Genomic DNA, 22336 nt, shown 5'->3' with positions numbered 1-22336 from the left:
AAAATATCACATGACAGATGAGCAGAGCACCCAGAACACACCCGTCGAGCAGAACGATCAGTCCCGTCCATTGGAGGAGCTGTCCTTCACGGTCACCGGCTACATCTCGAAGACTCCTCATGAGACCTATGAGGCGGTCGCTGATCCCGAGCAGCTCTCGCATTACTTCACGACCGGCGGCGCCCGCGGCCGTTTGGAGGCCGGGGCCGACGTGACATGGGACTTCGCTGACTTCCCGGGTCGATTCCCAGTCGAAGTCGTCGAGAACTTCCAGGACGAGAAGATCGTCATCCGCTGGGAGGGTTCCGACGATTCCGTGGAGAGTGACACGACAACGACCTTCGAGTTCACTCCCGTCGATGACGGTGCGCGGACGCTCGTGACGATCACGGAGAAGTCCTGGAAGCTCACCGAGGGCGGAGCTCAGGGCGCCTTCGGCAACTGCATGGGCTGGACCGGAATGCTCTCGGCTCTCAAGGTTTGGATCGAGCACGGAATCAACCTCCGCGAGGGCTACTACAAATAAGCCCGGGACGTCAGCGCCCGGACGGTCCCGCCGCAGAGTCCGATGTCGTCACAGTGCCCGACGTGCGCTGCCTTCGTGCTCCCCGTTGTGCCCGGATCTCCGGAATGAGCACTGCGAGGACCGCGGCAAGGAAGACGGCCTGCATTACTGTGCGCGGCACCAGCTGATCGTCCCACGGCAGATTCTCGCCGGTCAGCGCCAGATGCACATTCGCCGGGAACATGAGGATGAGCATCAGCCCCAGCCCGCCGGCCGCCCACGGGCGAGTCGGGCGCAGCAGCAGGCCGAAGGCTCCGAGCAGTTCGAGCACCCCGGTCACGGTGACGAGCGCAGCCGGTGCTGGAAGCCATGGCGGCACCATGTCGATGAGAGCCTCGCGCATGCCGACGAAATGTGAGATGCCGGTGACGATGAACATCACGGCCAGCCCGAACCGGATTGCCACCGGCCATGTACCAAGGCCATGTTCGGCCGCCGCCGAGTTGAAGCGTCCGACGGCGTAGACGGCGAGAGTGGTGATGAGGAGAAAGAGCAAGGGTGCCATGAGAGGCTCCTTCGATGAGCGAGGCCTTGCGGCCGCGACGAATCTTTACAGTGAAAAGATAGATCGCCGACAAGCATCTTGTCAATGAAAAGTTTGCTCCGGTACGATCGGACTGTGACTTATCATCATGGGGATCTGCGTCGAACCCTGTTGGCGGAGACCGCCTCGGCGATTGCCGAAGACGGCGTGGCCAAACTGAGCATGCGTGCGCTGGCGAAGCGGGCCGGCGTCTCCAACGCCGCTCCGACGTATCATTTCGGTGACAAATCCGGTCTGCTCACGGCGCTGGCGACAGAAGGATACGACCGCCTGGCGGAGGCGATGTCCGGAGTCGACGAAGGCGGCGGACTCATCGACCGCGGAGTCGCGTACGTCGAATTCGCGCTCGCCTGCCCATCCCACTTTACGGTGATGTTCCAACCCCGGCTGCTCCACGATGACGACGGCGAACTGACTGCGGCCCGTCAGCGGGCGTGGGCGGCGCTCTCGGTCGGAGTGGCGACGACCAGATCGGGGCCGGACTCCGACTTCGGGGTGGCGGCATGGTCGCTCGTCCACGGATACGCCACTCTGGTGCTCAGCGGAGCAGTGGAGCCCGAAGACGCACTCAGACAGGCGCGCATCGTGGCGGGCCACCTCGTCGAGGGCGCCGACAGGAGCCGCTGAGGGGCTGGGCCGCTGAGGGGCTGGGCCGGATCTGTTTATATGGCGGTGAGGCACCTGCGGTGCCCCGGAATCACTTGCCGGCGACCTTCTTCTGCCCCGGTTCGAGTCCGTGGGAGTTCTTGATGAAGAACGCACCGATGACGCCGAGGATGCCGACGCAGGCGGCGACGAAGAACGCGACGTTCGCGCCGTGGACCAGGCCTGCCATGCCGTAGGTCTCCGGGTTCCGCGCGGCCGAGACCATGATCGTCACGAGCGCCGCGGTGCCGACCGACGCCGCGATCTGGCGCAGCGTGTTGTTCAGGGCAGTGCCGTGGGGGATGAGGTGCGAGGGCAGCTGGTTGAGCGCGGCCGTGGTCACCGGCATCATCACCATGGCGACACCGAACATGCGGATCGTGTTGACGACGGCGAGGTAGACGAACGAGGTGTCCGGTTCCAGCCGCGCGAGGAGGAACGTGGTTCCGGTGAGCAGGACGAAGCCGGCGATCGCGAGCCATTTGGCGCCCACGGCGTCGAACACGCGACCGGTCACCGGCGACATCAGTCCCATCACCGCGGCGCCGGGAAGCAGGACCAGACCCGACTCCATGGCCGAGAAGTCATTCATGTTCTGCATGTACAGCGGCAGGACCATCATGCCGCCGACCATGACGATGAACACGCACATGCCCAGCAGGGTGTTGAGCGTGAACATTCGGTAGCGGAGGATGCGGAACTCGAGGATCGGCTGTTCGAGTTTGAACTGACGGGTGATGAAGAATGTCAGCGAGATCGCGCCGATGACCAGCGGGATGAGCACCTCGGCGCTGAGCCAGCCGGCGTCACCGGCGGTGCCGAAGCCGAACAGCAGTCCGCCGAAGCCGAGGGTGGAGAGGATGATCGAGAGGACGTCGAGTCGGGGGAAGGTGCGTTCGGTGACGTTCTTGAGCAGGAAATAGGCGACGATGAGATCGATGATCGCGATCGGCAGCATCATGTAGAACAGCGTCTGCCACGGAAGGTGGTCGACGATCCAACCGGAGAGGCTGGGGCCGATGGCCGGTGCGAAGGCGATGACGAGGCCGAAGGTGCCCATGGCTGATCCGCGCTTCTCGACGGGGAAGATCGCGAAGAGAATCGTCTGCATGAGCGGCATGATGATTCCGCCGGCCGAGGCTTGGATGACGCGGCCGATGAGCATCACCGGATAGACCGGAGCGATCGCGCAGACGATGGTGCCGATGATGAACAGACCCATGGCGGTGAAGAACAGGCCGCGCGTCGTGAACTTCTCGATGAGGAACGCGGTCACCGGGATCATGATGCCGTTGACGAGCATGAAGCTCGTCGTCACCCACTGTGCGGCGCCGGAGGTGATGTCGAAGTAGTGCATGAACGCCGGTAGGGCGGTGTTGAGCAGCGTCTGGTTGAGGATGATGACGAACGCGCCTGAGACGAGAACCGCAAGCACGAGGTTTCGGTTGACCGGGGTGCCTTCTGACGGGTCCTTCTGAATATCGTCTCCGTTCGCCAATGGCATCCCCTCACCTGTTCGTCGTCTGCGTCTCTTCTCGTCTTCCAGCGACAGCCTGCCCGCGGCGGTGTGCTGAATCGGCTCCTCTTTGCGCCCGGAAATAAATTCCTTGGTTATATAACCGCTTCATGCAGTTTAACCCACCACCCTCGCCGAGGCGGCCCCGGGTCGGTGTGAGATTCATTGAGTTCATCTCCCGGTTGGGTGACAGACACCCGTCGCCGGTGCGGACGATCCTGATCGTGGCCCGATACGGGGCCGCGGTCGGAATCGCAACGGTCGGCCGCCTCGGTGAGGGGCCGGTCGGACGGTCGGCCGCCTCGGTGAGGGGTCAGGTCAGGCGGGTGGCCGGTGATTGGGTCTTGTTGGGGTCGGTCTCCGGCAGGTCGCCGAGGATGTCGTCGATGCGCGTGAGGACGTCCGCGTCGAGGGTGACCCCGGCGGCCTCGGCGTTCGAGGCGATCTGCTCGGGGCGGGAGGCGCCGACGAGGGCGGTGGCGACGTTGTCGTTGGCCAGCACCCAGGCGATCGCGAGCTGCGCCATAGTGATTCCGAGCTCGTCGGCGATCGGTTCGAGCTTCGCCACGGCCGTGAGCTTGTCGTCGTGGAGATAGCGGCTCCTGATCGATTCGGCGCCGCCGCCGTCCTCGTCGGTTGCCCGGGATCCGGCGGGGACCGGCTGGCCGGGCTTGTACTTGCCGGTCAGTGCGCCCTGGGCGATCGGGGACCAGACGATCTGCGAGATGCCGAGTTCCCTCGACGTCGGGACGACCCGTTCTTCGATGACGCGCCAGAGCATGTTGTACTGCGGTTGGTTCGACACGAGCTGGATGCCGAGGTCGCGGGCCAGGTGGTGGGCGGCGCGCAGCTGGTCGGCGTTCCATTCGCTCACGCCGATGTAGAGGGCCTTGCCGGAGCGGACGATGTCGGCGAAGGCCTGCATCGTCTCTTCCAACGGGGTCTCGTAGTCGTAGCGGTGTGCCTGGTAGAGGTCGACGTAGTCGGTGCCGAGTCGGCGCAGCGAGCCGTTGATCGACTCCATCATGTGCTTGCGCGACAGGCCGGTGTCATTGTGTCCCCTGGGTCCGGTGGGGAAGTAGACCTTCGTGAAGATCTCGAGCGATTCGCGTCGTTGGCCCTTGAGCGCATCGCCGAGGACCTGTTCGGCGACGGTGTTCGCGTAGACGTCGGCGGTGTCGAAGGTGGAAATGCCCGCGTCGAGGGCGGCGTGCACGCACTTCGTGGCGGTGTCGTTCTCCACCTGCGAACCGTGCGTGAGCCAGTTGCCGTACGTGATCTCGGAGATCTTGAGTCCGCTGTTTCCCAGATATCTGTGCTCCATGACCTCAGCCTACGACTGGGCGCGGGAGTGGGGAACCCCTCGCCGAGGCGGGACTCAGTCCACCGGTGAGTGCGCAGCGAGCGCGAGCGGCCGGCCCGTGCGGTCGCGGCCCAGTTCGAGGTGGATAGCCCATGTTCAAACATGGGCTGCTCAACTCAGACTGTGCCGTTACGAGGAGACGTCGAGTCGAATCGCCACAGGGGCCCGGTGCATCCGTCCGTCAGTGCGCCGGGCCGGCGTTCTCCGCGATGTGGCCCTGCAGAGTCGCCGCGAATGCCGCGGAATCGCCGGAGCGCAGATGTGCGACAAGGGCCTCGTGTTCGGCGATGAGTTCGTCCGACCGATCGAGCAGGTGTCGGCTGTTCATGAAAAGGGTGAATCGGTGCCGGTCGGAGAGCAGCGAATACATCTCGAGCATCACCCGGTTGTCCCCTGCCTCGACGAAGCCGCGGTGGAACTCCAGGGTGAGCTCGATGAATCGGGCGACGTCCCCCTCTGCGAAAGCGGCTCGATGCTGCGTGATGAGAGCGCCGAGTTTCTCCGCCAACCGTTTCCGCATGGGTTCGGATGCCCGCTCGACAGCGGTCGTCTCGAGCACATAACGGGCATCGGCGAGCTCGGAGACCGTGCGTTCGTCGATGCCTTGGACGATCGCCCCGCGCTTGGGATAGATGTGGATCCACCCCTCGTCCTGCAATCGGGCCAGAGCCACGCGCACCGGGGTGCGGCTGACGCCGATCTCGGTGGCCAGTGCCGCCTCGCCGAGCATCGTCCCGGGCACGTGAGAGCCGTTGAGGATCTGCCCGCGGATGACCGAATAGGCGCGTTCGGCCGCGCTCATCGATTCCGTCGCCGTTCTCGAGGATCGTGTATTCGTGCTCATTTCCCTGCCCCATCCTGTCTCGTGGCGGCAGCGGGCGGGTCGGCCGCCTCGGCGAGGCCGGCAGTGCGGCGTCCGGGCCAGCTCATCAGCGGGATCGCGCGGATCGAGAATCCGACGGCGATGAGCAGGACGAACGTGGCCATGAGGTTAATCCACAGGAATCCGCCGGCGCCGAGTACAGTCCCGGCCATCGCCGCCATGAGCGCCCCTCCGAGGTTCATCGCCGAATCCGAGGCGCCCTGCAGCGGCACCTTCGCATGTGCCGGCACCGAGGCGGTGAGTAGGGACGAGCCGCCGATGAGGAACATGGACCATCCGATTCCGAGCAGCGACAGCGCGGTCGACAGCAGCACCATCGACGACTCCGGGGCCACCGCATCGATGACGCCGAGGACGATCGTGAGAACGAAGATACCGGCCCCACCTGCGATGACGCCGCCCGAACCCCACCGGTCGGCCATCCAGCCGAATACAGGGGACAGGGCGTACATGCCGGCGATGTGGATGCTCACGACGATGCCGATGGCGCCGAGGCTGAACTCCTGGTGATCCATGTGCACCGGGGTCATGACCATGACGTTGGTCATCATCATCTGCCCCGCGATGATTGTGATCATCGCGAACAGCGGCACCGGGCGGGCCAGGGCGAAGCGCAGCGCTTCGCCGAGTTTCATCGGGGGAGGGGCGGTCGCCTCAGTGGTGGTGGACTTGTCGGTCGGGGCGGATTCCTTCGCCGAGGCGGCGCTGTCGTTGACCTCGGCCGTGCCCTCACCGTCGTGGCCGGGATCGTCGACCCTGGGTTCGCTGGGGTGGTCGGTTCCGGCGGCCACCGACTTCGTCAGCGTCGAGGCCGACAGCGTCGCCAGGGCGAACGCCACCATGGAGATGAGGTAGGGCCCGGCCAATCCGTTCATGCCCAGTGTTTCGCCGAGGTGGGCTCCGGGAGCGGTGAAGCTGGGGCCGAGGACGGAGCCGACGGTCGTCGCCCACACCACCAGGGACATCGCTCGGCCTGCGGCGGCCGGGTCGGCAAGGTCGACGGCGGCGTAACGAGCCTGCAGGCCGGAGGCGGTCGAGGATCCGCACATCATCATCCCGAGCATGAACAAGGGCAGGAACTGCAGGGCGACGCCGATGAGGACGACCACGGCGCCGAGCGTGCCGATGCCGAAGCCCAAGGTCAGCGCCTTACGACGACCGGAACGACCGGCGAGCACGGCGAGAGGATAGGCGATGAGGCCGGCGCCGAGAATGACGCTCATCTGCGCGAAACCGGCCATCGAGGTCTGCCCGGTGATCTCCTCGGCGAGCAGTCCGCCGACGGCATACCCGGAGGCGATGCCGGCTCCCGAGAGGAGCTGGGCGGTGATGAGTTTGGCCTGTTCGCGGATGTGGCTGGTCATGGTGGTCTCACGTCGTCGTGGTGGTCAGGACTCACTCACATTAACTTGCATCCATCTTGGATACAAGAGTGAGTCTGGCCGCAGGTGGGACAGACAGGGACGACCGAGGTGGTGGCCGGCCGATGCCCTTCGCCTGACCGCGCGAACCTCAGACTCTTGCGACGGTGAAGTGCCGGTCGCCCTCTGGTGATTCGAGTTCGTCGATGACGGCAGCGGCGAGGTCCTCGGCGCTGATGCGCGCCTGGCCGTCCGCCCCGATGAGCAGGGCTGTCGTTCCGCGCTGGTACTCGCCGAGGCGGTTGCCGGGTTCGAGCACCGCCGGCGGGCTGAGGTAGGTCCAGTGGTCTCCGCCCTGGTTGCGGCAGACGTCGAGCTGGGCGACGCTGGCGGCAGCGAGCTCCTTCCACTCGGCGGCGACGAACTCCGGATCGTCGACTACGAGGATGTCGGCCCGGTTCGGGGAGCGCAGCGGCCCGGCACCGCCGACGATGAGCAGCGGCACCCTTGCGTGAGCGGTCGCTTGCAGCACTTCCTCCGTGATGGAGAGGAACTGCTGTGTCTGACCGGGTGTCGCGCGCACAGTGAGAACGGCTGCGTCGGCACCGCGCAGGGCACGGTCGAGGTCCTGCGAACGACTGGCGTCAATCGCCAGCGGATGCACCTCGGGGCGAGGTGTGTGTTCGGGGTGGCGGGAGGCGGCGATGATGCCATGGCCGCGGTCGGCCGCCTCGGCGACGATGCGGGAGCCGACCATTCCGGTGGTTCCGATGACGGTGATCTTCATACTGCGGGTTCCTTCTCTGTGCGGTTTGATGTGCGTGCACGGTTGAGTGCGGTCGGGGAGAGCTGTCCGCAGGCTAGTGCTGCCAGAGCGAGGACGAATCCGGCGATCTGCGCGAGGTTGAGGCTCTCACCGGCGAAGACGATGCCGAGTCCGGCAGCCACGAGCGGGGAGAGCAGTCCGAGCAGGGCGGTCGCGGTGACCGGCAGGCGTCCGAGGCCGCGAAACCACAGGGTGTAGGCGAGCAGTCCGCCGACGCCGCCCAGCCACAGATAGCCGGCGATGCCCGGGGCGTCGACCTGTGCGGGGACGCCTTCGATGAGCAGGGTGGGCAGGAGGAGGACGAGTCCGCCGGCACTCAGCTGCCAGCTCGCGAACCCGACCGGTCCGATGCCCGGCGGCAGTCCCCATTTCTTGGCGAGGATGACGCCGGTTCCCATCGAGGCGGCACCGAGGATGCCCGCTGCGATGCCGACTGGATCGAAACCGGCGCCGGGGCCGAGCACGACGAGACCGACTCCGGCAACGCCGACGAACCCCCAGCCCAATCGCCACACCGACAGACGCTCACCGAGGACGATGACTGCGAGGACGGTGACGAGGATCGGCTGCGCGGCTCCCAGGGTCGCAGCGACCCCGCCGGGCAGGCGAGCGGCTGCGACGAACAGGAGCGGAAAGAAGATCCCGATGTTGAGCGTGCCGAGCACCACTGCTTTCCACCACCAGGACCCGGCGGGCAGGCGGCGGGCGATGAGGAGACCGATGAGGCCCGCGGGCAGGGCGCGCATGAGCGCGGCGAAGAGCGGGTGGCCCGTCGGCAGGAATTCCGTGGTCACAAGGTACGTCGTGCCCCACACTGCAGGGGCGAGGGCGGTGAGGACGGTGGTGCCGACCCGGGAGCTCGCCGGAGTCGGGGTGGATGGGGTGAGTGTGGTCGTCGTTGTCATGACTCCAGCGTCTGCCTGAATCGTGCCATGAGTCCAACACATAGTTTTCATCGAATCCATGAACTGTCATCATGTATGAATGGAGTTGCAGCAGCTGCGCTATGCCCTCGCCGTCGCCGAGGAGCGGAATTTCACCCGAGCGGCCCAGAAAACCCATGTCGTGCAATCGGCACTCAGCCATCAGATCAAGGCTCTCGAACGCGAGCTCGGTGTCCAACTCTTCGCTCGGACCAGCCGACGGGTCGAACTCACCGAAGCCGGGCACGCCTTCGTCGCCGGTGCCCGGGCGACTCTCGACGCCGCGGATCGGACTGTCACCGAGGCGGTCGCGGCGACAGGGCAGATGCGTGGAAATCTGACGGTCGGGGCGATCCCGACGGTGACCCGACTCGACCTCGTCGCCGTGCTCGGACGGTTTCATCGGACGTATCCGCAGGTGAGCGTCGGATTGAGTGTGGGCGGCAGCGTCGATTTCATCGAGCGGATCCGTGCCGGGTCCCTCGACGCGGCAGTCCTCGGATTGCCGGAGGCGGCGGTGCCGACCGGGGTGGCAAGTCAGGTGCTGGCTCGGGAGAGGCTCGTGGCCGTGCTCGGTCCCGGGCACCGGTTCGCGCGGCGCAAGCGCCTGCGGTTGGCCGATCTCGCCGACGAGGCATTCGTCGACTTCCCCGCCGACAGCCCCGGTCGAGCTCAGTCGGATCGGGCCTTCGACGAGGCGGGGCTGACCCGAACGGTTGCGTTCGAATCGATGCTCGTGGACATGATGCTCGACCTCGTCGCACACGACCTCGGCATCGCGTTGCTTGCCCCGGCAGTTGTGCCGGAGGGGCGAGGACTGATCACCGTGCCCGTGGTCGACGGGCCGAAGCGCGTCGAATACCTCGCCTGGAGCGAATTCAATCCGAGCCCGGCGGCGTCGGCCTTTGTTGAGTCGGCGTTGGCGAGCCTTGGGGCGGAACAAGGTTGAGGAAGCGACACACTCACAGGCAGGAGCCCGCATGATCAGGCAAGACCGCACCGACGACATTCTTACCGTCACCATCGACAATCCGGGGCAGGCGAATGCGCTCACCGAGGACATGCTCGGACAGCTCATCGACGCCTTCACCGAGGCGGGTGCTCACGAGAGCCTGCGCGCGGTCCTGCTTACCTCGGCCGGCGGACGCGGATTCTCAGCCGGAATGGACACCGCACAATTCGCGCACACGAGTGCGTCGCGGGCGTACGCGACGATCAGCCGCCTCGGCGAGGTGTGCGAAGCGATCAAGGACTGCGCCCTTCCTGTCGCCGCCGCCATCGACGGCTACTGCATCGGCGGGGCCGCCGAGATCGCCGCAGCCGCGGACTTCCGCATCGGCAGCCAGGACTCCTGGTATTCGATGCCCGAGGTGCGCATCGGCATCCCCTCGGTGCTCGAATCGGTCAACCTCCACCGCCTGATGGGCTGGACGAAGGCGACAGAGTTCGTGCTCACCGGCAACTGTTTCTCCGCCGCTGACATGCTCGCCTGCGGCTTCCTCAACGACTCCGTCGACGGGTCGGTCGAGGAGCGCGCACTCGAGCTGCTGCGCGACACCACACGCGCCGATCGGGCCGTCATCGCGCAGCAGAAGCGACTGCTGCGGACGTGGAAGAACACCTTCGAGGCGCAGGCGATTGCCGATAGCAAGAAGGAGTTCGCGCTCGCCTTCGCCGCGAAGAACGAGACTGCCGACCCCGGCTCGGGCGACTCAGACCCCGAGGGCAAAGTCTGAGGTCGGGCAGAATGGTGGAAACGCTCAACGACTGAGGAAATTGCATGACAGACAACGAGGTCAGCCCGCTTCCCGAGGCCTTCTACCTTCCGCGCGGCGAGGACGAATTCGACTCCACACGTGCGACGACGAGCCCGTGGGATGAGGCGATGCAGCACGGCGGCCCGCCCGCCGCGCTGCTGGCCAGGGCCGTCGAACGAGTCCGTGAGGACGAGGCGATGAGCATCGGGCGGCTGACCATCGACATGCTCGGCCCTATCCCGCAGGGCCGCATCCGCACCGAGGCGACGATCGTGAGGCCCGGAAAGCGAATCGAGCTCGTCGAGGCCAAACTCTGGGCCGAGGGCCGACTCGCCGTCACCGCAACCGCGTGGCGGATGCGCTCGACACCCGAATCCAGCGCCGAAGTGGCCTCGACCTTCGACACCTCGGTGGTGCCGGAACCGCAGGAGCAGAAGTATTTCCCCGGCATCAGCCCCGACTGGGGCTATGGGCGTGCCATCGAGTGGCGCTTCGTCTCCGGCGGCCTCCAAGAACTTGGCGCGGCCGATGTGTGGGTGCGACCGCGCATCCCGCTCGTCGCTGGTGAGGAGACGAGCCCGATCCAACGCTTCGTCATCGCTGCGGACTCGGCGAACGGCGTCTCGGCGGCGGTTCCGTTCGGCGAGTGGACGTTCATTCCGCCGTCACTGTCGCTGACCTTCGCTCGCGAACCGCGGTCGGAGTGGCTGAACATGAATGCCCGCACCCACGTCGGCCCTGATGGGCGCGGTGTCACGGACGGTGATCTGGCGGACGAGGTCGGATATGTCGGATCGGTGACCCAGCCGTTGCTCATCGCCCGGCTCTGAGGTTTCCCGCCAGTCATGGAATTCCTCGGACTCGTTCTCATCGGCTGCCTCGTCGGCCTGACCACCGTGCTCTTCGGGTTCGGCGGCGGCTTCGTCACGGTCCCGATCATCACCCTCGTCGATGCGGATCTCGGACATGACACGGCGCGGGTGGCGTCGGCCACCTCGGCGTTGGTGATGCTCGTCAACGCGATCGTCGCGACGGTGTCGACGAAGCGATCCACGCTCGCCCACCTGAAAGGGCGATGGTGGCTGCTCGGGCTGCTCGCGCTGGGCGGGGGATTGGGTGCGTTCGCAGGACGATTCGCACCGGACGCGCTGCTGCAGTGGGGGTTCGTCGCGTACATTGCGGCCACTGCCATCGATCTGCTCGCCCGGCCCGGATTCTTCCGACGCAAGGCCGCGGTCGTCGATGACGTTGGCGAAGTCAGCGAGGGAGGCCGAGGAATCGCCGCTGTCTGGGGTGTGCCGATCGGTGGGCTGGCTTCGTTCCTCGGTGTCGGAGGGTCGGTGATGACGGTGCCGATGATGCGCCGGTCCGGGGCGACGATGACCGTGGCCACGACGCTGGCCAACCCGCTGACCTTGGTGATCATGAGCCCGGCCGTGCTCGTGACGATCCTGACCCCGGCGGCGATCGATGCCCCGGGCATCGTGGGATCACTCGACCTGGTGGCGGCCGCGGCGTTGCTCATCGGCGGACTGCCGATCATCGTGTTCCTGCGCCGTCGGGTGCCGAAGATCCCCGAGATCCTCCACGCCTGGGGGTATTTCGTGTTGCTTGTGGCGGCTGGGGTAGTCGTCGCCGTGGCGTGAGGAAGCAGGTGCAGTCAGGCGTCTGCTGACGCCCTGCGATACCGGCTGGGGCGGATCCCGTACTCGCGATAGAAGGCAGTGCTGAGTGAGTATCCGCTGGAGTAGCCGACTTCGAGCGCCACGGATTCGACTGTCGAGTCGCTCTGTTCAAGGAGGTCGGCGGCCAAGCACAGACGCCAGCTCGTCAGGTATGTCAGAGGGGGCTCTCCCAGCAGTTCGGTGAAACGTCTTGCCAGCGTCGCTCGCGAGACGTTGGACTGTTCGGCCAGAGTCGCGATGGTCCATGGGTGCTGCGGGGAATCATGGATGGCGTTGAGCGCGGCGCCCACGGTCGGGTCGGAGCTCGCGCGGTACCAGCCTGGGGCCTGAACTTCGGGCATTGCGAACCAGTCCCGCAGCGCCGCAGCCAGCACGACGTCGAGCAGTCGATCGAGGATGACCTGTTGTCCGGGCTCTTCGCGCATGATCTCCGTCTCAAGAAGACCCAGCGTCTTCGTGCGCTGTGACTCGTGCGGCACGACGAATACCCGAGGGAGTGTCGTCAGCAGGCGGTCGGCTACGCGACCGTTCACAGTGAATGATCCGGTCAGCATAGTGTCATCGGCATCCAACTGTGTGCCGCAGGTCCGGGTCCCCAGCGCAATGCTGTCGGCCACACCTCCGTCTGCGGCAAGGCAGACTCCCGACTCCGTCTGGACGTACATGGGATCAGGAGACATTCCGGGGTCACTGGTGACCTCGAAAGGGGCCTGTCCGACGACAACGGCGATGTCATGGGGCTTGAGTCGGTGAGACTGTCCACCATCGACGATCCACGCATCACCCCGGATCATGGCGACGAGCGTAAGAGAGGACTTCTCCGCGAACACTGCAGACCATGGCGGATTCGCCAAAGTCCTACCCAGCAGCGCGCCGGACGACCGGATATGTGTGAGCACATTTGTCAGAGCATCCACGTTGCCATTTTAGACGATGGAGCATCTATCTGATCGTGCCACCTATTCTCCGTCTCGTGCGCCTCGTATGTAATTGAGTCATGAACTCATTTCATGAACCGATCTCCGGTCACGCCCACTGGGTCTACACACATCCGCAAGCAGATTCGCTCAACAGGCACCTGCTCCAAGTCGGTCGATCCGCGCTGGCCGATAAATACGAGCTCACAGTGTCGGATCTCTACGCCGATCGCTTCAACCCGACGCTAGGTGAGCATGATCTCGGAAGTCTGTCCGGCGCCGGTGGGAACCTGGCGGAACTGACTGGCGAAGCCTATGCCCGGGGTGAGGTCGAGCCTGAGGTGAGACGCGAACAGGAGCGGCTGGCGGCGTCCGAACTCCTGGTTCTCCAGTTTCCGCTGTGGTGGTACGGGCCTCCCGCGATGCTCAAAGGATGGATCGACCGCGTGCTGCAGACCGGTTTCGCGCAAGGCGACGTCGATGACTCCACCGGGCTGCCGAGACGCTACGGCGACGGTAGGCTCATGGGCAGGAAAGCACTGATCATCGTCACAGCAGGAGACGACAGTCGAACACTGGGCCCACGCGGAATCAGCGGCGACCTCGAATCACTGCTCTTTCCGCTGACACACGGTGCACTGTGGTACGTCGGGATCGAAACCCTCGACCTCCACGTAGTCTATGACGCGGATGGGCTCGGTGCCGACGGCAGAGAACGGGAGGCCGCGCGACTGACCGCTCGGATCGCGGGACTGCGCGAGGAACGTGCGCGCCCCTACCGTCGAATGCTGGGCGGAGACTATGACCGGTCCACTCGGGCGCTGGTCGACAGCGTCCATCCCGGACGCACGGACCTGACGATCCACCGGGCCGGTTGACCGAGGTTGTTCGACCGCTCGCCTCAGCCATGTTCCTGGCCAAAGACCGCTCGTATGAGCGCCGAGCGCTCGCCTCAATCCGCAATGCGTGTGCGCTCGAGGCTAACTCGAGCGGTCGACGAGGGTGGGTCAGAGAATGTGCTCAGTTGTCCCAGCGGCGCCTGCGCAGAATAGGTGGCAGGCCGAAGTAGATCGGCGGGCGGGCTGAGGCCGGACGCGCAGTTTCCGAAGAAGCAGCCGGTGGTGACGGTTCTGTCGTGACAGCGTTTCCCGCGACAGTCGCACCGTCCGTGCCGCTTCCGGAATCACTCTCATCGCTTCCGCTCGTGCCCAGGGCCCAGGCGCTTTCCCAGCTGATGAGTTCGCCGGCATGGCAGACGGGGTCGCCTCCGCTCGACGGCGGCTCGGCCCACATCCACAGGTTGATCCCGTACTCCATGAGAACCAGCTTGTGGGAGGCCTCTCGTGACGAGTTCTCCTTGACCAAAGCCGCCCGCACCTTCGCCGAGGCGTCCTCGAGATCCGTCCACCCGTCCTGCCGATGTGGCAGGAACACCCACGTCCCAGCGGGGACGTGATTGGGCACGAGCCCTTCGAGGGCGGCGATCTCAACCGAGTCCCCGAACGCATCGAGCATTTCCCCGAAACACGCACGGGCCACCTCGGCGGAGGGAGCGACGATGAGGTAGTGGGCCGCCTCGGTGCGCACCTCATCCGGGGAAAGATGCGTGAACGGATTCGCGCGCATCGACCCGAGCACCTGCGTCCAGTGCCCCGGCACCGTCCCATCGGCCAGGAACCCGGTGGTGCGCGGACGCTCCTCATCGTGTCGCATCGAAAATCCTCCTCGCCGAGGCTGCTCACCGTTCCATTCCATCATGCACCCACCCGCCGGTGGAGTCAGATGGGATGGTCAGCGGGATGTCTGCTGGCACGTTTCCGCGTATCTAACGAATGGGATACGTTCCGGCCGACCGTGTGCCATCGTCGCTCCGCCGGACCTACACTGATCGGAGTGGATCGGGCAGCGGCATTCGTGTCGGCTCGGTCCACGACCACGTCTGAACCACCTCGCCCCAGTGGCGAGCCTGCACGCCCGAAAGCCCATGCCCTTGCTCTCTTCCTCACGCCGCGCACTCGCGGCATTCGCAGCAGTCCTGTCCCTCGGCCTCCTCTCCGGATGTGCCGAGGATGCCGATCCGACCGTCGACACCGTCTCATCCGGCGCCGCCGACCCCACACCCACACGTGGGGCCTCGGAGGCAAGCGAGGATATCCCCTCGCCGTCGGATTCCGATGACACCGACGAAGCCGGCGAAGGAGACGAAGGCCGCGCGGGCAGCGCGGCGACGGGGACCGCCTCGGCGATGTTGGCTGAACTCACGGTCAAGGGCCGGGCGCCGAAGACCGGGTACGACGGTGACCTGTTCAAATGGCGGTCGGACACCGACCACAACGGCTGCGACACCCGCAACGACGTACTCCGCCGCGACCTCACGACCATCACCCTCAAAGCCGGAACTCAAGGATGCATCGTGCTGGCCGGGACGCTCGACGACCTCTATGCCGGCGACACCTACGACTTCGACCGGGGCGCGAACGCCGTCGACATCGACCATGTCGTCGCCCGATCGAACGCCTGGCAGACCGGGGCTTTCAAATTCGACGACGAGACGCTCAAGGAATTCGGCAACGACCCGCTCAACCTGCTCGCCGTCAGCTCAAGCCTCAACCGACAGAAGGGCGACGGCGACGCCGCGACTTGGCTGCCGCCGAACAAGAGCTTTCGCTGCGAATACGTCGCCCGACAGATCGCCGTGAAGCACAAATACGAGTTGTGGGTGGTCCCGGCCGAGAAGGCCGCCATGGAACGCGTGCTTGCGAAGTGCGACGACCAGCCCGCCTTCGCCGAGGATGTCGACTGGCCCGGCCCCGGTGACGGCGACAATGTCACCACGAAGGAAGAGACCCGCCCGGCGAAGCAGAAATCCTCGAGCCCGGGATCGTCGTCGAGCGGATCATCAGGTGGCTCATCGAACTCGTCGTCCTACTTCGAGAACTGCACGGCCGCCCGCGAAGCCGGTGCCGCACCCGTTCGCCGAGGCGACCCCGGATACGGGTCCCACCTCGACCGCGACGGCGACGGAATCGGCTGCGAATAGCGGAGGCGTCACGCTCACATTCGCATGGAACCGAAGCGCGGACAGGAAACGGTCGCGCTGCCGGCCGTCCGACTCGGCGAGGGGTGGTGTGCACGAGGTCACAGTCGCTCGGTAATCTGAAGTCGAATACCGTCGCAGCTGCGCCTGCCGACGGCCGCCACGATCATCGACGATGAGGAGATACCCATGTCCGGACTCGATACCGCCCTGACTCCGCTGCGCTTCCTCGAGCGCTCGCTCGAGGCACACCCGGACCGGGAGGCGATCGTCGACGGGCCCCGCCGCTTCACCTACCGGCAGATGGCTGAGACCGTCCAGAACCTCGCCGAAGGACTCGTCCGCCGTGGATTGAAGCCAGGGGATACGGTTGCGGTGCTCGCCCCTAACAGTGCCGAGGCGCTCATCGCCCACTACGCGGTCCCGTTGGCCGGCGGCGTGCTCGTCATGCTCAACACCCGACTGGCGCCGCCCGAGGTGGAGTACATCCTCGGCCACAGCGAAGTGAAGTTCTTCTTCGGCGATGCCGGACTCCTCCAGCCGGTCATCGATGCCGGAGCTGCGAACGCCGTCGACACCATCGTCGTCCACCCCGACGAGGACGGCACCCCAGGTGAGGTGGCCGCCGCGGATCTCAGCGTGGAAGCGTATGCCGACTGGACCGCCTCGGCGCCGGAATCACCCCGCGCCTACGAGGTCGAGGACGAAACGGCGACGATCACCGTCAATTACACCTCGGGCACGACGGGCCGGCCGAAGGGCGTCATGTACACCCACCGCGGGGCGTACCTGAACTCGCTCGGCGAGGTCATCACGCAGGACTTCCCGGCTCTGACCAAGTACCTGTGGACGCTGCCGATGTTCCACTGCAACGGCTGGTGCACGACCTGGGCGCTGACCGCGGTGTCGGGCACGCACGTGTGCATCCGAGCCGTGCGTGGACCAGAAGCCTGGCGGCTCATCGACGAGGAGAAGGTCACGCGGATGGCCGGTGCTCCCGTCGTGCTCAACACCATCGCCGGGGCCAAGGAGGCCCACGACCTGGACGGATCGCTGTCCATCACCACGGCCGGCGCCCCGCCGTCGCCGACGACGATCGCCCTGTTGGAGGGCCTCGGCATCGAGGTCATCCACGTCTACGGACTTACCGAATCCTACGGCCCGTACTCCTCGTGCGAACCGCAGCCCGGATGGACCGGCCTGCCGGTGGAGGAGCGCGCGAAGCTGAAGTCCCGCCAGGGGGTCGGCATGATCAGCGCCGAACGTATGCGCGTGGTCGAGCTGCGCGACGACGATGTGCTCACCGACGTGCCTCGCGATGGGGTGACGATGGGCGAGATCGTCATGCGCGGCAACAACGTCATGAAGGGCTACCTCAATGCGCCCGAAGCCACCGCCGAGGCGTTCCGCGGCGGCTGGTTCCACACGGGTGATCTTGCCGTGATGCACCCCGACGGGTATGTCCAGATCCTCGACCGTGCCAAGGACATCGTCATCTCCGGCGGGGAGAACATCTCCACGATCGAGGTCGAGCAGGCTCTCGTCGCCCACGAATCCGTCGCCGAGGCGGCCGTGGTCGGAATGCCCGACGAGAAGTGGGGACAGCGACCGTTGGCCTACGTCGTTCTGGGGCCCGGTGCCAAAGTGAACGAAGCCGACCTCATCGCATTCGTCAAGACCCGAATCGCCTCCTACAAGGCACCGGCCGGAGTCGAATTCGTCGAGGAACTGCCGACGACGTCGACCGGCAAGATCCGCAAGAACGCACTGCGGGAGATGGCTGGGAGCTGAGGCTCAGGCCGATTCGAGAGGGAAGACCAACAAGCTGCTCGTTGCCGTCGCGACGGCCTTGCCTGCTGCGTCAACGACCTCACCCTCGGCGAAGGTGACCCGGCGTCCCGGTTTGGTGACTCTGCCGGTGGCGACCAGAGGGCCGCTGTCGGCGGTCACGGGCCGCAGGTAGCTGACGTTGATGTCGATCGACGTGTAGCCCATACCTGCGGGCAGCAGCGAATGCGCGGCACATCCGAGGACCGAGTCGAGCAGGGTGCAGACCAGACCGCCGTGGACCACTCCGATCGGGTTGTAGTGGGACTCGTCGGGATGGCAGGTGAAAGTGACCTTGCCCCGCTCCACCTCGGTGAATTCCATTCCGATGTGTGCTCCGATGGGAGCGCCGGGAATCTCGCCGTCGGCGATCTTCTGGAGGAAGTCGAATCCGTCGAGGTGGGGAAGCTGCTTGAGACCGATGGCCGGATCGCCCCAGGTCACGGTCGTTTCGCGAAGTTTCGGCTCAGCCTCGGTGCTCATCTCAGTTGCTCCCTTCGGGCATGGGGACGTTCTGGAGGCGCAGCTGGCCGCGTGAGAGCTGCTTGCCGCTGGCCGCATCCGTGATGATGATCTCCCAGAGCTGCTGAGTGCGTCCCTGGTGAAGAGCGTTGCCCTCGACATTGACGCGGGCTCCCGTGCTCGGGCGCAGGAAGTCGGTGGCGTTGTGGACGCCGACGGCGAACTCGCCGCGCTCAGCCACGGCGTATGAAGCGCCGATGCTGCCTGCGCTTTCGACGATGGTCGTGTACACGCCGCCGTGGATGACGCCCCATGGAGTGTGGTGATTCTCGTCGAGTTCGGCATATCCCCGCACCGAGGTGGCCGTCACCTCCTCGACGACGAAACCGGAAGCCGCGACGAATCGACTTGCCTTCTCCAGCGAGACATCGGGGGTCTGGGCGGCCTGCGCGTCATCAGTCATGTGTTCTCCTTCGATCTGACTTGTTATTATGAAGTTAGCCTAGGGCGTCGACGACGGTCAACCGAAGGAGGGGGACATGGAATGGCTCGAATACGACTCAGCTGCCTGCTCGATCCGACGCAGTCTTGATGTCATCGGACAGAAGTGGACGTTGCTCATCCTGCGGGATGCGTTCAACGGTGTGCGGCGATTCGATCAGCTGCGCGACCACCTCGGGGTCTCCGATCCGGTGCTCGCCGAACGTCTCCGCACACTCGTCGCGGCCGGTCTCCTCGAGCCCGCGACCTACAGTGAACCGGGTCGGCGAGCGCGAAAGGAATATCGACTCACTGACAAGGGCCGCGATCTCTATCCCGTGCTCATCGCGCTTCTCCAGTGGGGCGACAGGCATTGCTCAGGGCCGGACGGCCCTCCGGTAGACGTGACGCACCGCGACTGCTGCGAACCGGTCGAGGCGAAAGTCATGTGCGCGGCCGGACACGAGCTCACCTCGCCGAGCGAGGGCCAGACAGCGCCCGGCCCCGGTGCAGAAGTGAGAGCGTAAGTCCTCCCGGCCCCGGCGCTCTGGCGAAGCCGTAGGCTGCTCACGCGTCGGTTCAGCAGCTCACGCGCTGTTTGGGCAGGTCACGCGAAGAGCGCGAGGCCGAACACGACGAAGATGATGATGTGAGCGGCCCCCTGGACGGCCGTTACCTTCTTGGCGGCGAACCCGATGATGGAGACCATGAGCGTGATCGCCAGCAGCGCGAGGTTGATCGGTGACTCGGCGAGCACGATCTGCTGATCGGTGAGCATACCGATGACTAGAACCGTCGGAATCGTCAGTCCCACCGTGGAGACCTGTGCACCGTGGCAGAGGTTGCTTACCCGCTGGATCTCCCCGTTCCAGGCCGCCCGCAGAGAGGTGAGGGTCTCGGGCAGGAACACGATCATCGCAATGACCACCCCGGACAGGGCCACCGGAGCGCCAAGGCGGCCCAGACCGTCGTCTAGCAGTGTGGCCATATCGTGGGAGAGCAGCACAATTGGCAGCACCGTGGCGACGAGGAGGGCCAGCCGGAGGACGATCTCCACGCGGTGGGTCGAGAGGATCTCGACGATTCCGTGAGACGCGTCGTCGGTTTGGTCGGCCGCCTCGGGTCGGGTTGATTCGGGCCGGCCGGCCGCCTCGGTGGGGGAGGACTGCGTCGTTCCGGCAGTCGATGAGGCGCCCGCCGAAGCAGACCCGACGGGGGCCACCTCGGTGAATTCGTGAGCCTGCGGGCCCATCTGTCGGTAGAGGAAGAAGACGTAGGCGCCGACGGTGACCACGATGATCGGGATCTCCTGCCAGATCTCGTAGGCCCCGTCCGGGGTGCCGATCAGGGCGGGCACGGCGAAGGCGAGGGCGGCGAAAACGACGATCATGACCAGGTAATTCGAGACACCCGTGCGATTGTGGGTGAGTGCGCCGTGGCGCAGTCCGCTGACGAGCAGGCAGAGGCCGATTACGGCGTTGAGGATGATCATCGATACCGCCATCACCGAATCGCGGGCGATCGTCGCGTGGTCGCCGGGGCCCAGCAGGACCGCAGCGATGAGGATGACCTCGATGAGGCAGATCGAGATCGTCAGCACGAGCGAGCCGTAGGGATCGCCGAGGCGGTTCGCTAAGTGCTCGGCTTCGGTGACGACTCCGAAGGCGCAGATGAGGATGACCGCGATGATGACCACGAGTGCGGTCACGAGCAGCGGCAGGGGGACCGGCGGGGCAAGCAGAGAGCGCATGAACTGCAGGGCGATGAACACGCCCCAGCCGAGGACGAGTCGCAGAATTGCGGTCGGCGTGATGATGGTGCGGAGGGCGGCGGTCATGAAAGGTCTTCCTGTCTCTGAGGCCGTCCTCATCGTGAGTCTCACGCAGCCGGGTCGTCCCGACTGGTTCCTTCCGCTTTCAGGTTATCCAGGCCCGCCTGGCCCGGCAAATCTGGTGATCTGGGGCACCGGATGGCTTGGGGTGCGGGTGCGGCTCGAGCGCGCCGTCGGCCAAATTGGGGTGCACGTTGGTGGGCGCGAGCCTTTCGTCGGAGCGCACGTTCTGGATCTGTATAGGGTCCTCGGAAATGGCCACCTTCCTTGCTGTGAAATTCAGAGCAGGGTGAATTGATTCGCTGGATCGGGCAGCCGCTACGGCACGGTTTGAGTTGAGTGGCCCACGTTTGAAACAGTGCTACTCGTCGTCAACCGTGCCCTTGCCAGCACGTTGCCGCTCACCGCTGCCGCACGCGGTCGACGAGCCCGCTCACCTGTGTCGCACGTGGTCGACGAGCCCGCTCAGTGCTGATGTGTCGGAGCCGTTGCGCATCGCGTCGCGGTTGCTGAAAGGAATGCCCGACTGCAGACCCCGCCCGCCGCAGGTGATCGCTTCGCCGAGCAGGCTCAATCCGATGCTCAGTGTCATAGGGCGAACGGCTTCTTCGGCGCCGATGAGCTGAGCTCCGAAATGCAGGCCCAGCCCTGCCAGCAGGCTGCATGCCCAGATGATCATCGTCTTCACCGTGTATTTCTGGTGGAGAGTCCCGTCTCGTTCGAAGAGGACCGTGGAAGCTCCGCGCAGCATTCCGAAGCTGACACCGACCACCACCGAGGCGGTCAGGAAGGTGAGGTTCGCCGGTGTCCAATGGCTGAATCCCCACAGTTCCTTGATGGCCAGCCCCAGCAGTATCAGCGGTGGAATTGCGAGATCTTTGGCGTCGACGGGCTCTCCGCAGAAGCGCCGAACGATGACGACGGCGAGGACGGCTATGACTCCGAGGGCGATGAGGAGGGGTGACATGGGCGATCTCCTTTGATTTGTTAGCAGGTGCGTGCTAAAACGATAGCACGTCGTGGCAGTGGTGTGCTATAAAAGATCTATGCCGAAATTCGTCGACCCTGTTCAACGCCGAGAGCTCATCGCCGATGCGCTCTTCGCCATCGTCCTCAGACAGGGACTCTCCAAGGTTTCGCTGCGGACGATCTCCGATGAAACCGGCTTGGCCATCGGCTCCATCAGGCACTACTTCTCCGGCGCCGACGGGATCGTGCGTTTCGCGCTCGAAACCCTCGTCGAGCGTGTCGGGGCTCGGCTGGAAACACGACTGGCCGACATGCTTCCCAAACTCGATTCCGGGAACATCGATCACGATCAGGCCAAAGAGCTGACGGTCGACTTCCTCTCCGAACTGCTGCCGCTCGACGAGACACGGCGGCGGGAGTCAGTGGTGTGGCTGGCCTTCGAAGAGGAGGCTCGAACGACACCAGAGCTTGCCGACGTCTTCGAAACGTCCGTGCGCGGCACTCGTGATCTCATGGCCCGAGTCGTTGAGAGTATGAGTGCCCGCGGGGTCCTGCATGCGGGCCTCGACGCTCAAGCCGAAGCCGAGACGCTCGCTGCCCTCATCGACGGGTTGACCCTGCGTTCGGCGCTGCACCCCGAGGTCCTGGCCCCCGAGCGTGCTCGCGAGCTTCTGGCTCTGCATCTGCAAGGCCTGCGATGAACAGTTTCAGGCATCTTTCGAACATTCGGTCCACGTCGAGTTCG

At 65.4% G+C, this 22336-nt stretch carries 24 protein-coding genes; 11 read left to right on the top strand and 13 right to left on the bottom strand.

The annotated features are described in order from the left end of the window. Positions 1–10: 10 nt before the first annotated feature. A complete protein-coding gene (locus AC239G_RS14795) occupies positions 11–526 on the top strand; it encodes an SRPBCC domain-containing protein (RefSeq protein ID WP_139468211.1) in 516 nt (171 codons plus the stop codon). Positions 527–536: 10 nt separating this feature from the next. Here AC239G_RS14795 and AC239G_RS14790 read toward each other — a convergent pair whose 3' ends face one another. After that, on the bottom strand, positions 537–1070 hold the full coding sequence (locus AC239G_RS14790; protein ID WP_139468212.1) for a DoxX family protein: 534 nt from the start codon (positions 1068–1070) through the stop codon (positions 537–539). Between the two features lie 114 nt (positions 1071–1184). Here AC239G_RS14790 and AC239G_RS14785 point away from each other — a divergent pair, with 114 nt between their 5' ends. Further along, positions 1185–1736, top strand: coding sequence for a TetR/AcrR family transcriptional regulator (locus AC239G_RS14785; RefSeq protein ID WP_139468213.1), 552 nt, complete (start codon positions 1185–1187; stop codon positions 1734–1736). A gap of 70 nt (positions 1737–1806) precedes the next feature. Here the strand turns inward: AC239G_RS14785 and AC239G_RS14780 are convergent, their stop codons facing one another. From AC239G_RS14780 to AC239G_RS14755, 6 genes are all read right to left on the bottom strand, one after another. After that, positions 1807–3258 (bottom strand): MDR family MFS transporter, encoded by a 1452-nt coding sequence (locus tag AC239G_RS14780; protein WP_487489188.1) that lies wholly within the window; start codon positions 3256–3258, stop codon positions 1807–1809. 325 nt (positions 3259–3583) lie between these two features. Continuing rightward, positions 3584–4594, bottom strand: a complete 1011-nt coding sequence (locus AC239G_RS14775) for an aldo/keto reductase family protein (RefSeq protein WP_487489187.1) — start codon at positions 4592–4594, stop codon at positions 3584–3586. A 220-nt stretch (positions 4595–4814) separates the two neighbouring features. After that, positions 4815–5477, bottom strand: coding sequence for a GntR family transcriptional regulator (locus AC239G_RS14770; RefSeq protein WP_139468216.1), 663 nt, complete (start codon positions 5475–5477; stop codon positions 4815–4817). Continuing rightward, complete coding sequence (locus AC239G_RS14765) at positions 5474–6880, bottom strand: MFS transporter (protein ID WP_139468217.1); 1407 nt, start codon at positions 6878–6880, stop codon at positions 5474–5476. Before AC239G_RS14765 ends, AC239G_RS14770 begins: the two co-directional genes overlap by 4 nt. 148 nt (positions 6881–7028) lie before the next feature. Next, positions 7029–7664: an NAD(P)-dependent oxidoreductase gene (locus AC239G_RS14760; RefSeq protein ID WP_487489186.1), complete on the bottom strand. Its 636-nt coding sequence runs from the start codon at positions 7662–7664 to the stop codon at positions 7029–7031. Continuing rightward, on the bottom strand, positions 7661–8608 hold the full coding sequence (locus AC239G_RS14755) for an EamA family transporter (RefSeq protein WP_218973628.1): 948 nt from the start codon (positions 8606–8608) through the stop codon (positions 7661–7663). Before AC239G_RS14755 ends, AC239G_RS14760 begins: the two co-directional genes overlap by 4 nt. A gap of 79 nt (positions 8609–8687) precedes the next feature. Between AC239G_RS14755 and AC239G_RS14750 the strand changes: the two genes are divergently transcribed. The 4 genes from AC239G_RS14750 to AC239G_RS14735 are packed head-to-tail and all read left to right on the top strand — an operon-like array spanning position 8688 to position 12029. Next, complete coding sequence (locus AC239G_RS14750) at positions 8688–9575, top strand: LysR family transcriptional regulator (protein ID WP_139468220.1); 888 nt, start codon at positions 8688–8690, stop codon at positions 9573–9575. 31 nt (positions 9576–9606) lie between these two features. After that, a complete protein-coding gene (locus AC239G_RS14745) occupies positions 9607–10362 on the top strand; it encodes an enoyl-CoA hydratase/isomerase family protein (protein ID WP_139468221.1) in 756 nt (251 codons plus the stop codon). Positions 10363–10406: 44 nt separating this feature from the next. Next, entirely contained in the window at positions 10407–11213 is an 807-nt protein-coding gene (locus AC239G_RS14740; protein WP_487489185.1) for a thioesterase family protein, read from the top strand. 15 nt (positions 11214–11228) lie between these two features. Then, positions 11229–12029, top strand: coding sequence for a sulfite exporter TauE/SafE family protein (locus tag AC239G_RS14735; protein ID WP_487489184.1), 801 nt, complete (start codon positions 11229–11231; stop codon positions 12027–12029). Positions 12030–12043: 14 nt separating this feature from the next. Here AC239G_RS14735 and AC239G_RS14730 read toward each other — a convergent pair whose 3' ends face one another. Continuing rightward, positions 12044–12985, bottom strand: coding sequence for an AraC family transcriptional regulator (locus AC239G_RS14730; protein ID WP_139468224.1), 942 nt, complete (start codon positions 12983–12985; stop codon positions 12044–12046). Positions 12986–13065: 80 nt separating this feature from the next. Between AC239G_RS14730 and AC239G_RS14725 the strand changes: the two genes are divergently transcribed. Next, positions 13066–13863: an NAD(P)H-dependent oxidoreductase gene (locus tag AC239G_RS14725; protein ID WP_487489183.1), complete on the top strand. Its 798-nt coding sequence runs from the start codon at positions 13066–13068 to the stop codon at positions 13861–13863. Between the two features lie 142 nt (positions 13864–14005). On the opposite strand, the gene AC239G_RS14720 is transcribed toward AC239G_RS14725, so the two are convergent. Beyond that, entirely contained in the window at positions 14006–14698 is a 693-nt protein-coding gene (locus AC239G_RS14720) for a hypothetical protein (protein ID WP_487489182.1), read from the bottom strand. A gap of 271 nt (positions 14699–14969) precedes the next feature. On the opposite strand from AC239G_RS14720, the gene AC239G_RS14715 reads away from it, so the two are divergent. Both AC239G_RS14715 and AC239G_RS14710 read left to right on the top strand, forming a co-directional pair. Then, positions 14970–16025, top strand: coding sequence for a GmrSD restriction endonuclease domain-containing protein (locus AC239G_RS14715; protein WP_487489181.1), 1056 nt, complete (start codon positions 14970–14972; stop codon positions 16023–16025). Positions 16026–16211: 186 nt separating this feature from the next. Then, positions 16212–17813: an AMP-binding protein gene (locus tag AC239G_RS14710; RefSeq protein ID WP_487489180.1), complete on the top strand. Its 1602-nt coding sequence runs from the start codon at positions 16212–16214 to the stop codon at positions 17811–17813. 3 nt (positions 17814–17816) lie between these two features. Here AC239G_RS14710 and AC239G_RS14705 read toward each other — a convergent pair whose 3' ends face one another. After that, positions 17817–18332 (bottom strand): PaaI family thioesterase, encoded by a 516-nt coding sequence (locus tag AC239G_RS14705; RefSeq protein ID WP_487489179.1) that lies wholly within the window; start codon positions 18330–18332, stop codon positions 17817–17819. A gap of 1 nt (position 18333) precedes the next feature. Next, positions 18334–18774 carry a PaaI family thioesterase gene (locus tag AC239G_RS14700; protein WP_376905869.1) on the bottom strand — a complete coding sequence of 147 codons (441 nt, stop codon included), beginning with the start codon at positions 18772–18774 and terminating at the stop codon, positions 18334–18336. 76 nt (positions 18775–18850) lie between these two features. Here AC239G_RS14700 and AC239G_RS14695 point away from each other — a divergent pair, with 76 nt between their 5' ends. Beyond that, positions 18851–19318, top strand: a complete 468-nt coding sequence (locus tag AC239G_RS14695; protein WP_259357483.1) for a winged helix-turn-helix transcriptional regulator — start codon at positions 18851–18853, stop codon at positions 19316–19318. Positions 19319–19398: 80 nt separating this feature from the next. Here the strand turns inward: AC239G_RS14695 and AC239G_RS14690 are convergent, their stop codons facing one another. Continuing rightward, positions 19399–20628, bottom strand: a complete 1230-nt coding sequence (locus tag AC239G_RS14690) for a calcium:cation antiporter (RefSeq protein WP_487489178.1) — start codon at positions 20626–20628, stop codon at positions 19399–19401. A gap of 427 nt (positions 20629–21055) precedes the next feature. Beyond that, positions 21056–21589 carry a hypothetical protein gene (locus AC239G_RS14685; RefSeq protein ID WP_376905867.1) on the bottom strand — a complete coding sequence of 178 codons (534 nt, stop codon included), beginning with the start codon at positions 21587–21589 and terminating at the stop codon, positions 21056–21058. Positions 21590–21668: 79 nt separating this feature from the next. On the opposite strand from AC239G_RS14685, the gene AC239G_RS14680 reads away from it, so the two are divergent. Then, positions 21669–22292, top strand: coding sequence for a TetR/AcrR family transcriptional regulator (locus tag AC239G_RS14680; protein ID WP_376905866.1), 624 nt, complete (start codon positions 21669–21671; stop codon positions 22290–22292). Positions 22293–22336: the final 44 nt, after the last annotated feature.

Source organism: Brevibacterium sp. Lmc1 (assembly GCF_057654315.1).
Note: the sequence above shows the minus strand (reverse complement) of the source record. Positions and strands in the feature narration are given on the sequence as shown.

Bases quoted from the DNA above. Each gene is read 5' to 3' on its own strand.
- AC239G_RS14790 (WP_139468212.1), bottom strand. From the start codon at position 1,070: ATGGCACCCTTGCTCTTTCTCCTCATCACCACTCTCGCCGTCTACGCC.
- AC239G_RS14710 (WP_487489180.1), top strand. From the start codon at position 16,212: ATGTCCGGACTCGATACCGCCCTGACTCCGCTGCGCTTCCTCGAGCGC.
- AC239G_RS14740 (WP_487489185.1), top strand. From the start codon at position 10,407: ATGACAGACAACGAGGTCAGCCCGCTTCCCGAGGCCTTCTACCTTCCG.
- AC239G_RS14760 (WP_487489186.1), bottom strand. From the start codon at position 7,664: ATGAAGATCACCGTCATCGGAACCACCGGAATGGTCGGCTCCCGCATC.
- AC239G_RS14690 (WP_487489178.1), bottom strand. From the start codon at position 20,628: ATGACCGCCGCCCTCCGCACCATCATCACGCCGACCGCAATTCTGCGA.
- AC239G_RS14700 (WP_376905869.1), bottom strand. From the start codon at position 18,774: ATGACTGATGACGCGCAGGCCGCCCAGACCCCCGATGTCTCGCTGGAG.
- AC239G_RS14795 (WP_139468211.1), top strand. From the start codon at position 11: ATGACAGATGAGCAGAGCACCCAGAACACACCCGTCGAGCAGAACGAT.
- AC239G_RS14750 (WP_139468220.1), top strand. From the start codon at position 8,688: ATGGAGTTGCAGCAGCTGCGCTATGCCCTCGCCGTCGCCGAGGAGCGG.
- AC239G_RS14725 (WP_487489183.1), top strand. From the start codon at position 13,066: ATGAACTCATTTCATGAACCGATCTCCGGTCACGCCCACTGGGTCTAC.
- AC239G_RS14705 (WP_487489179.1), bottom strand. From the start codon at position 18,332: ATGAGCACCGAGGCTGAGCCGAAACTTCGCGAAACGACCGTGACCTGG.
- AC239G_RS14745 (WP_139468221.1), top strand. From the start codon at position 9,607: ATGATCAGGCAAGACCGCACCGACGACATTCTTACCGTCACCATCGAC.
- AC239G_RS14765 (WP_139468217.1), bottom strand. From the start codon at position 6,880: ATGACCAGCCACATCCGCGAACAGGCCAAACTCATCACCGCCCAGCTC.
- AC239G_RS14720 (WP_487489182.1), bottom strand. From the start codon at position 14,698: ATGCGACACGATGAGGAGCGTCCGCGCACCACCGGGTTCCTGGCCGAT.
- AC239G_RS14775 (WP_487489187.1), bottom strand. From the start codon at position 4,594: ATGGAGCACAGATATCTGGGAAACAGCGGACTCAAGATCTCCGAGATC.
- AC239G_RS14780 (WP_487489188.1), bottom strand. From the start codon at position 3,258: ATGCCATTGGCGAACGGAGACGATATTCAGAAGGACCCGTCAGAAGGC.
- AC239G_RS14755 (WP_218973628.1), bottom strand. From the start codon at position 8,608: ATGACAACGACGACCACACTCACCCCATCCACCCCGACTCCGGCGAGC.
- AC239G_RS14735 (WP_487489184.1), top strand. From the start codon at position 11,229: ATGGAATTCCTCGGACTCGTTCTCATCGGCTGCCTCGTCGGCCTGACC.
- AC239G_RS14680 (WP_376905866.1), top strand. From the start codon at position 21,669: ATGCCGAAATTCGTCGACCCTGTTCAACGCCGAGAGCTCATCGCCGAT.
- AC239G_RS14685 (WP_376905867.1), bottom strand. From the start codon at position 21,589: ATGTCACCCCTCCTCATCGCCCTCGGAGTCATAGCCGTCCTCGCCGTC.
- AC239G_RS14715 (WP_487489181.1), top strand. From the start codon at position 14,970: ATGCCCTTGCTCTCTTCCTCACGCCGCGCACTCGCGGCATTCGCAGCA.
- AC239G_RS14695 (WP_259357483.1), top strand. From the start codon at position 18,851: ATGGAATGGCTCGAATACGACTCAGCTGCCTGCTCGATCCGACGCAGT.
- AC239G_RS14770 (WP_139468216.1), bottom strand. From the start codon at position 5,477: ATGAGCACGAATACACGATCCTCGAGAACGGCGACGGAATCGATGAGC.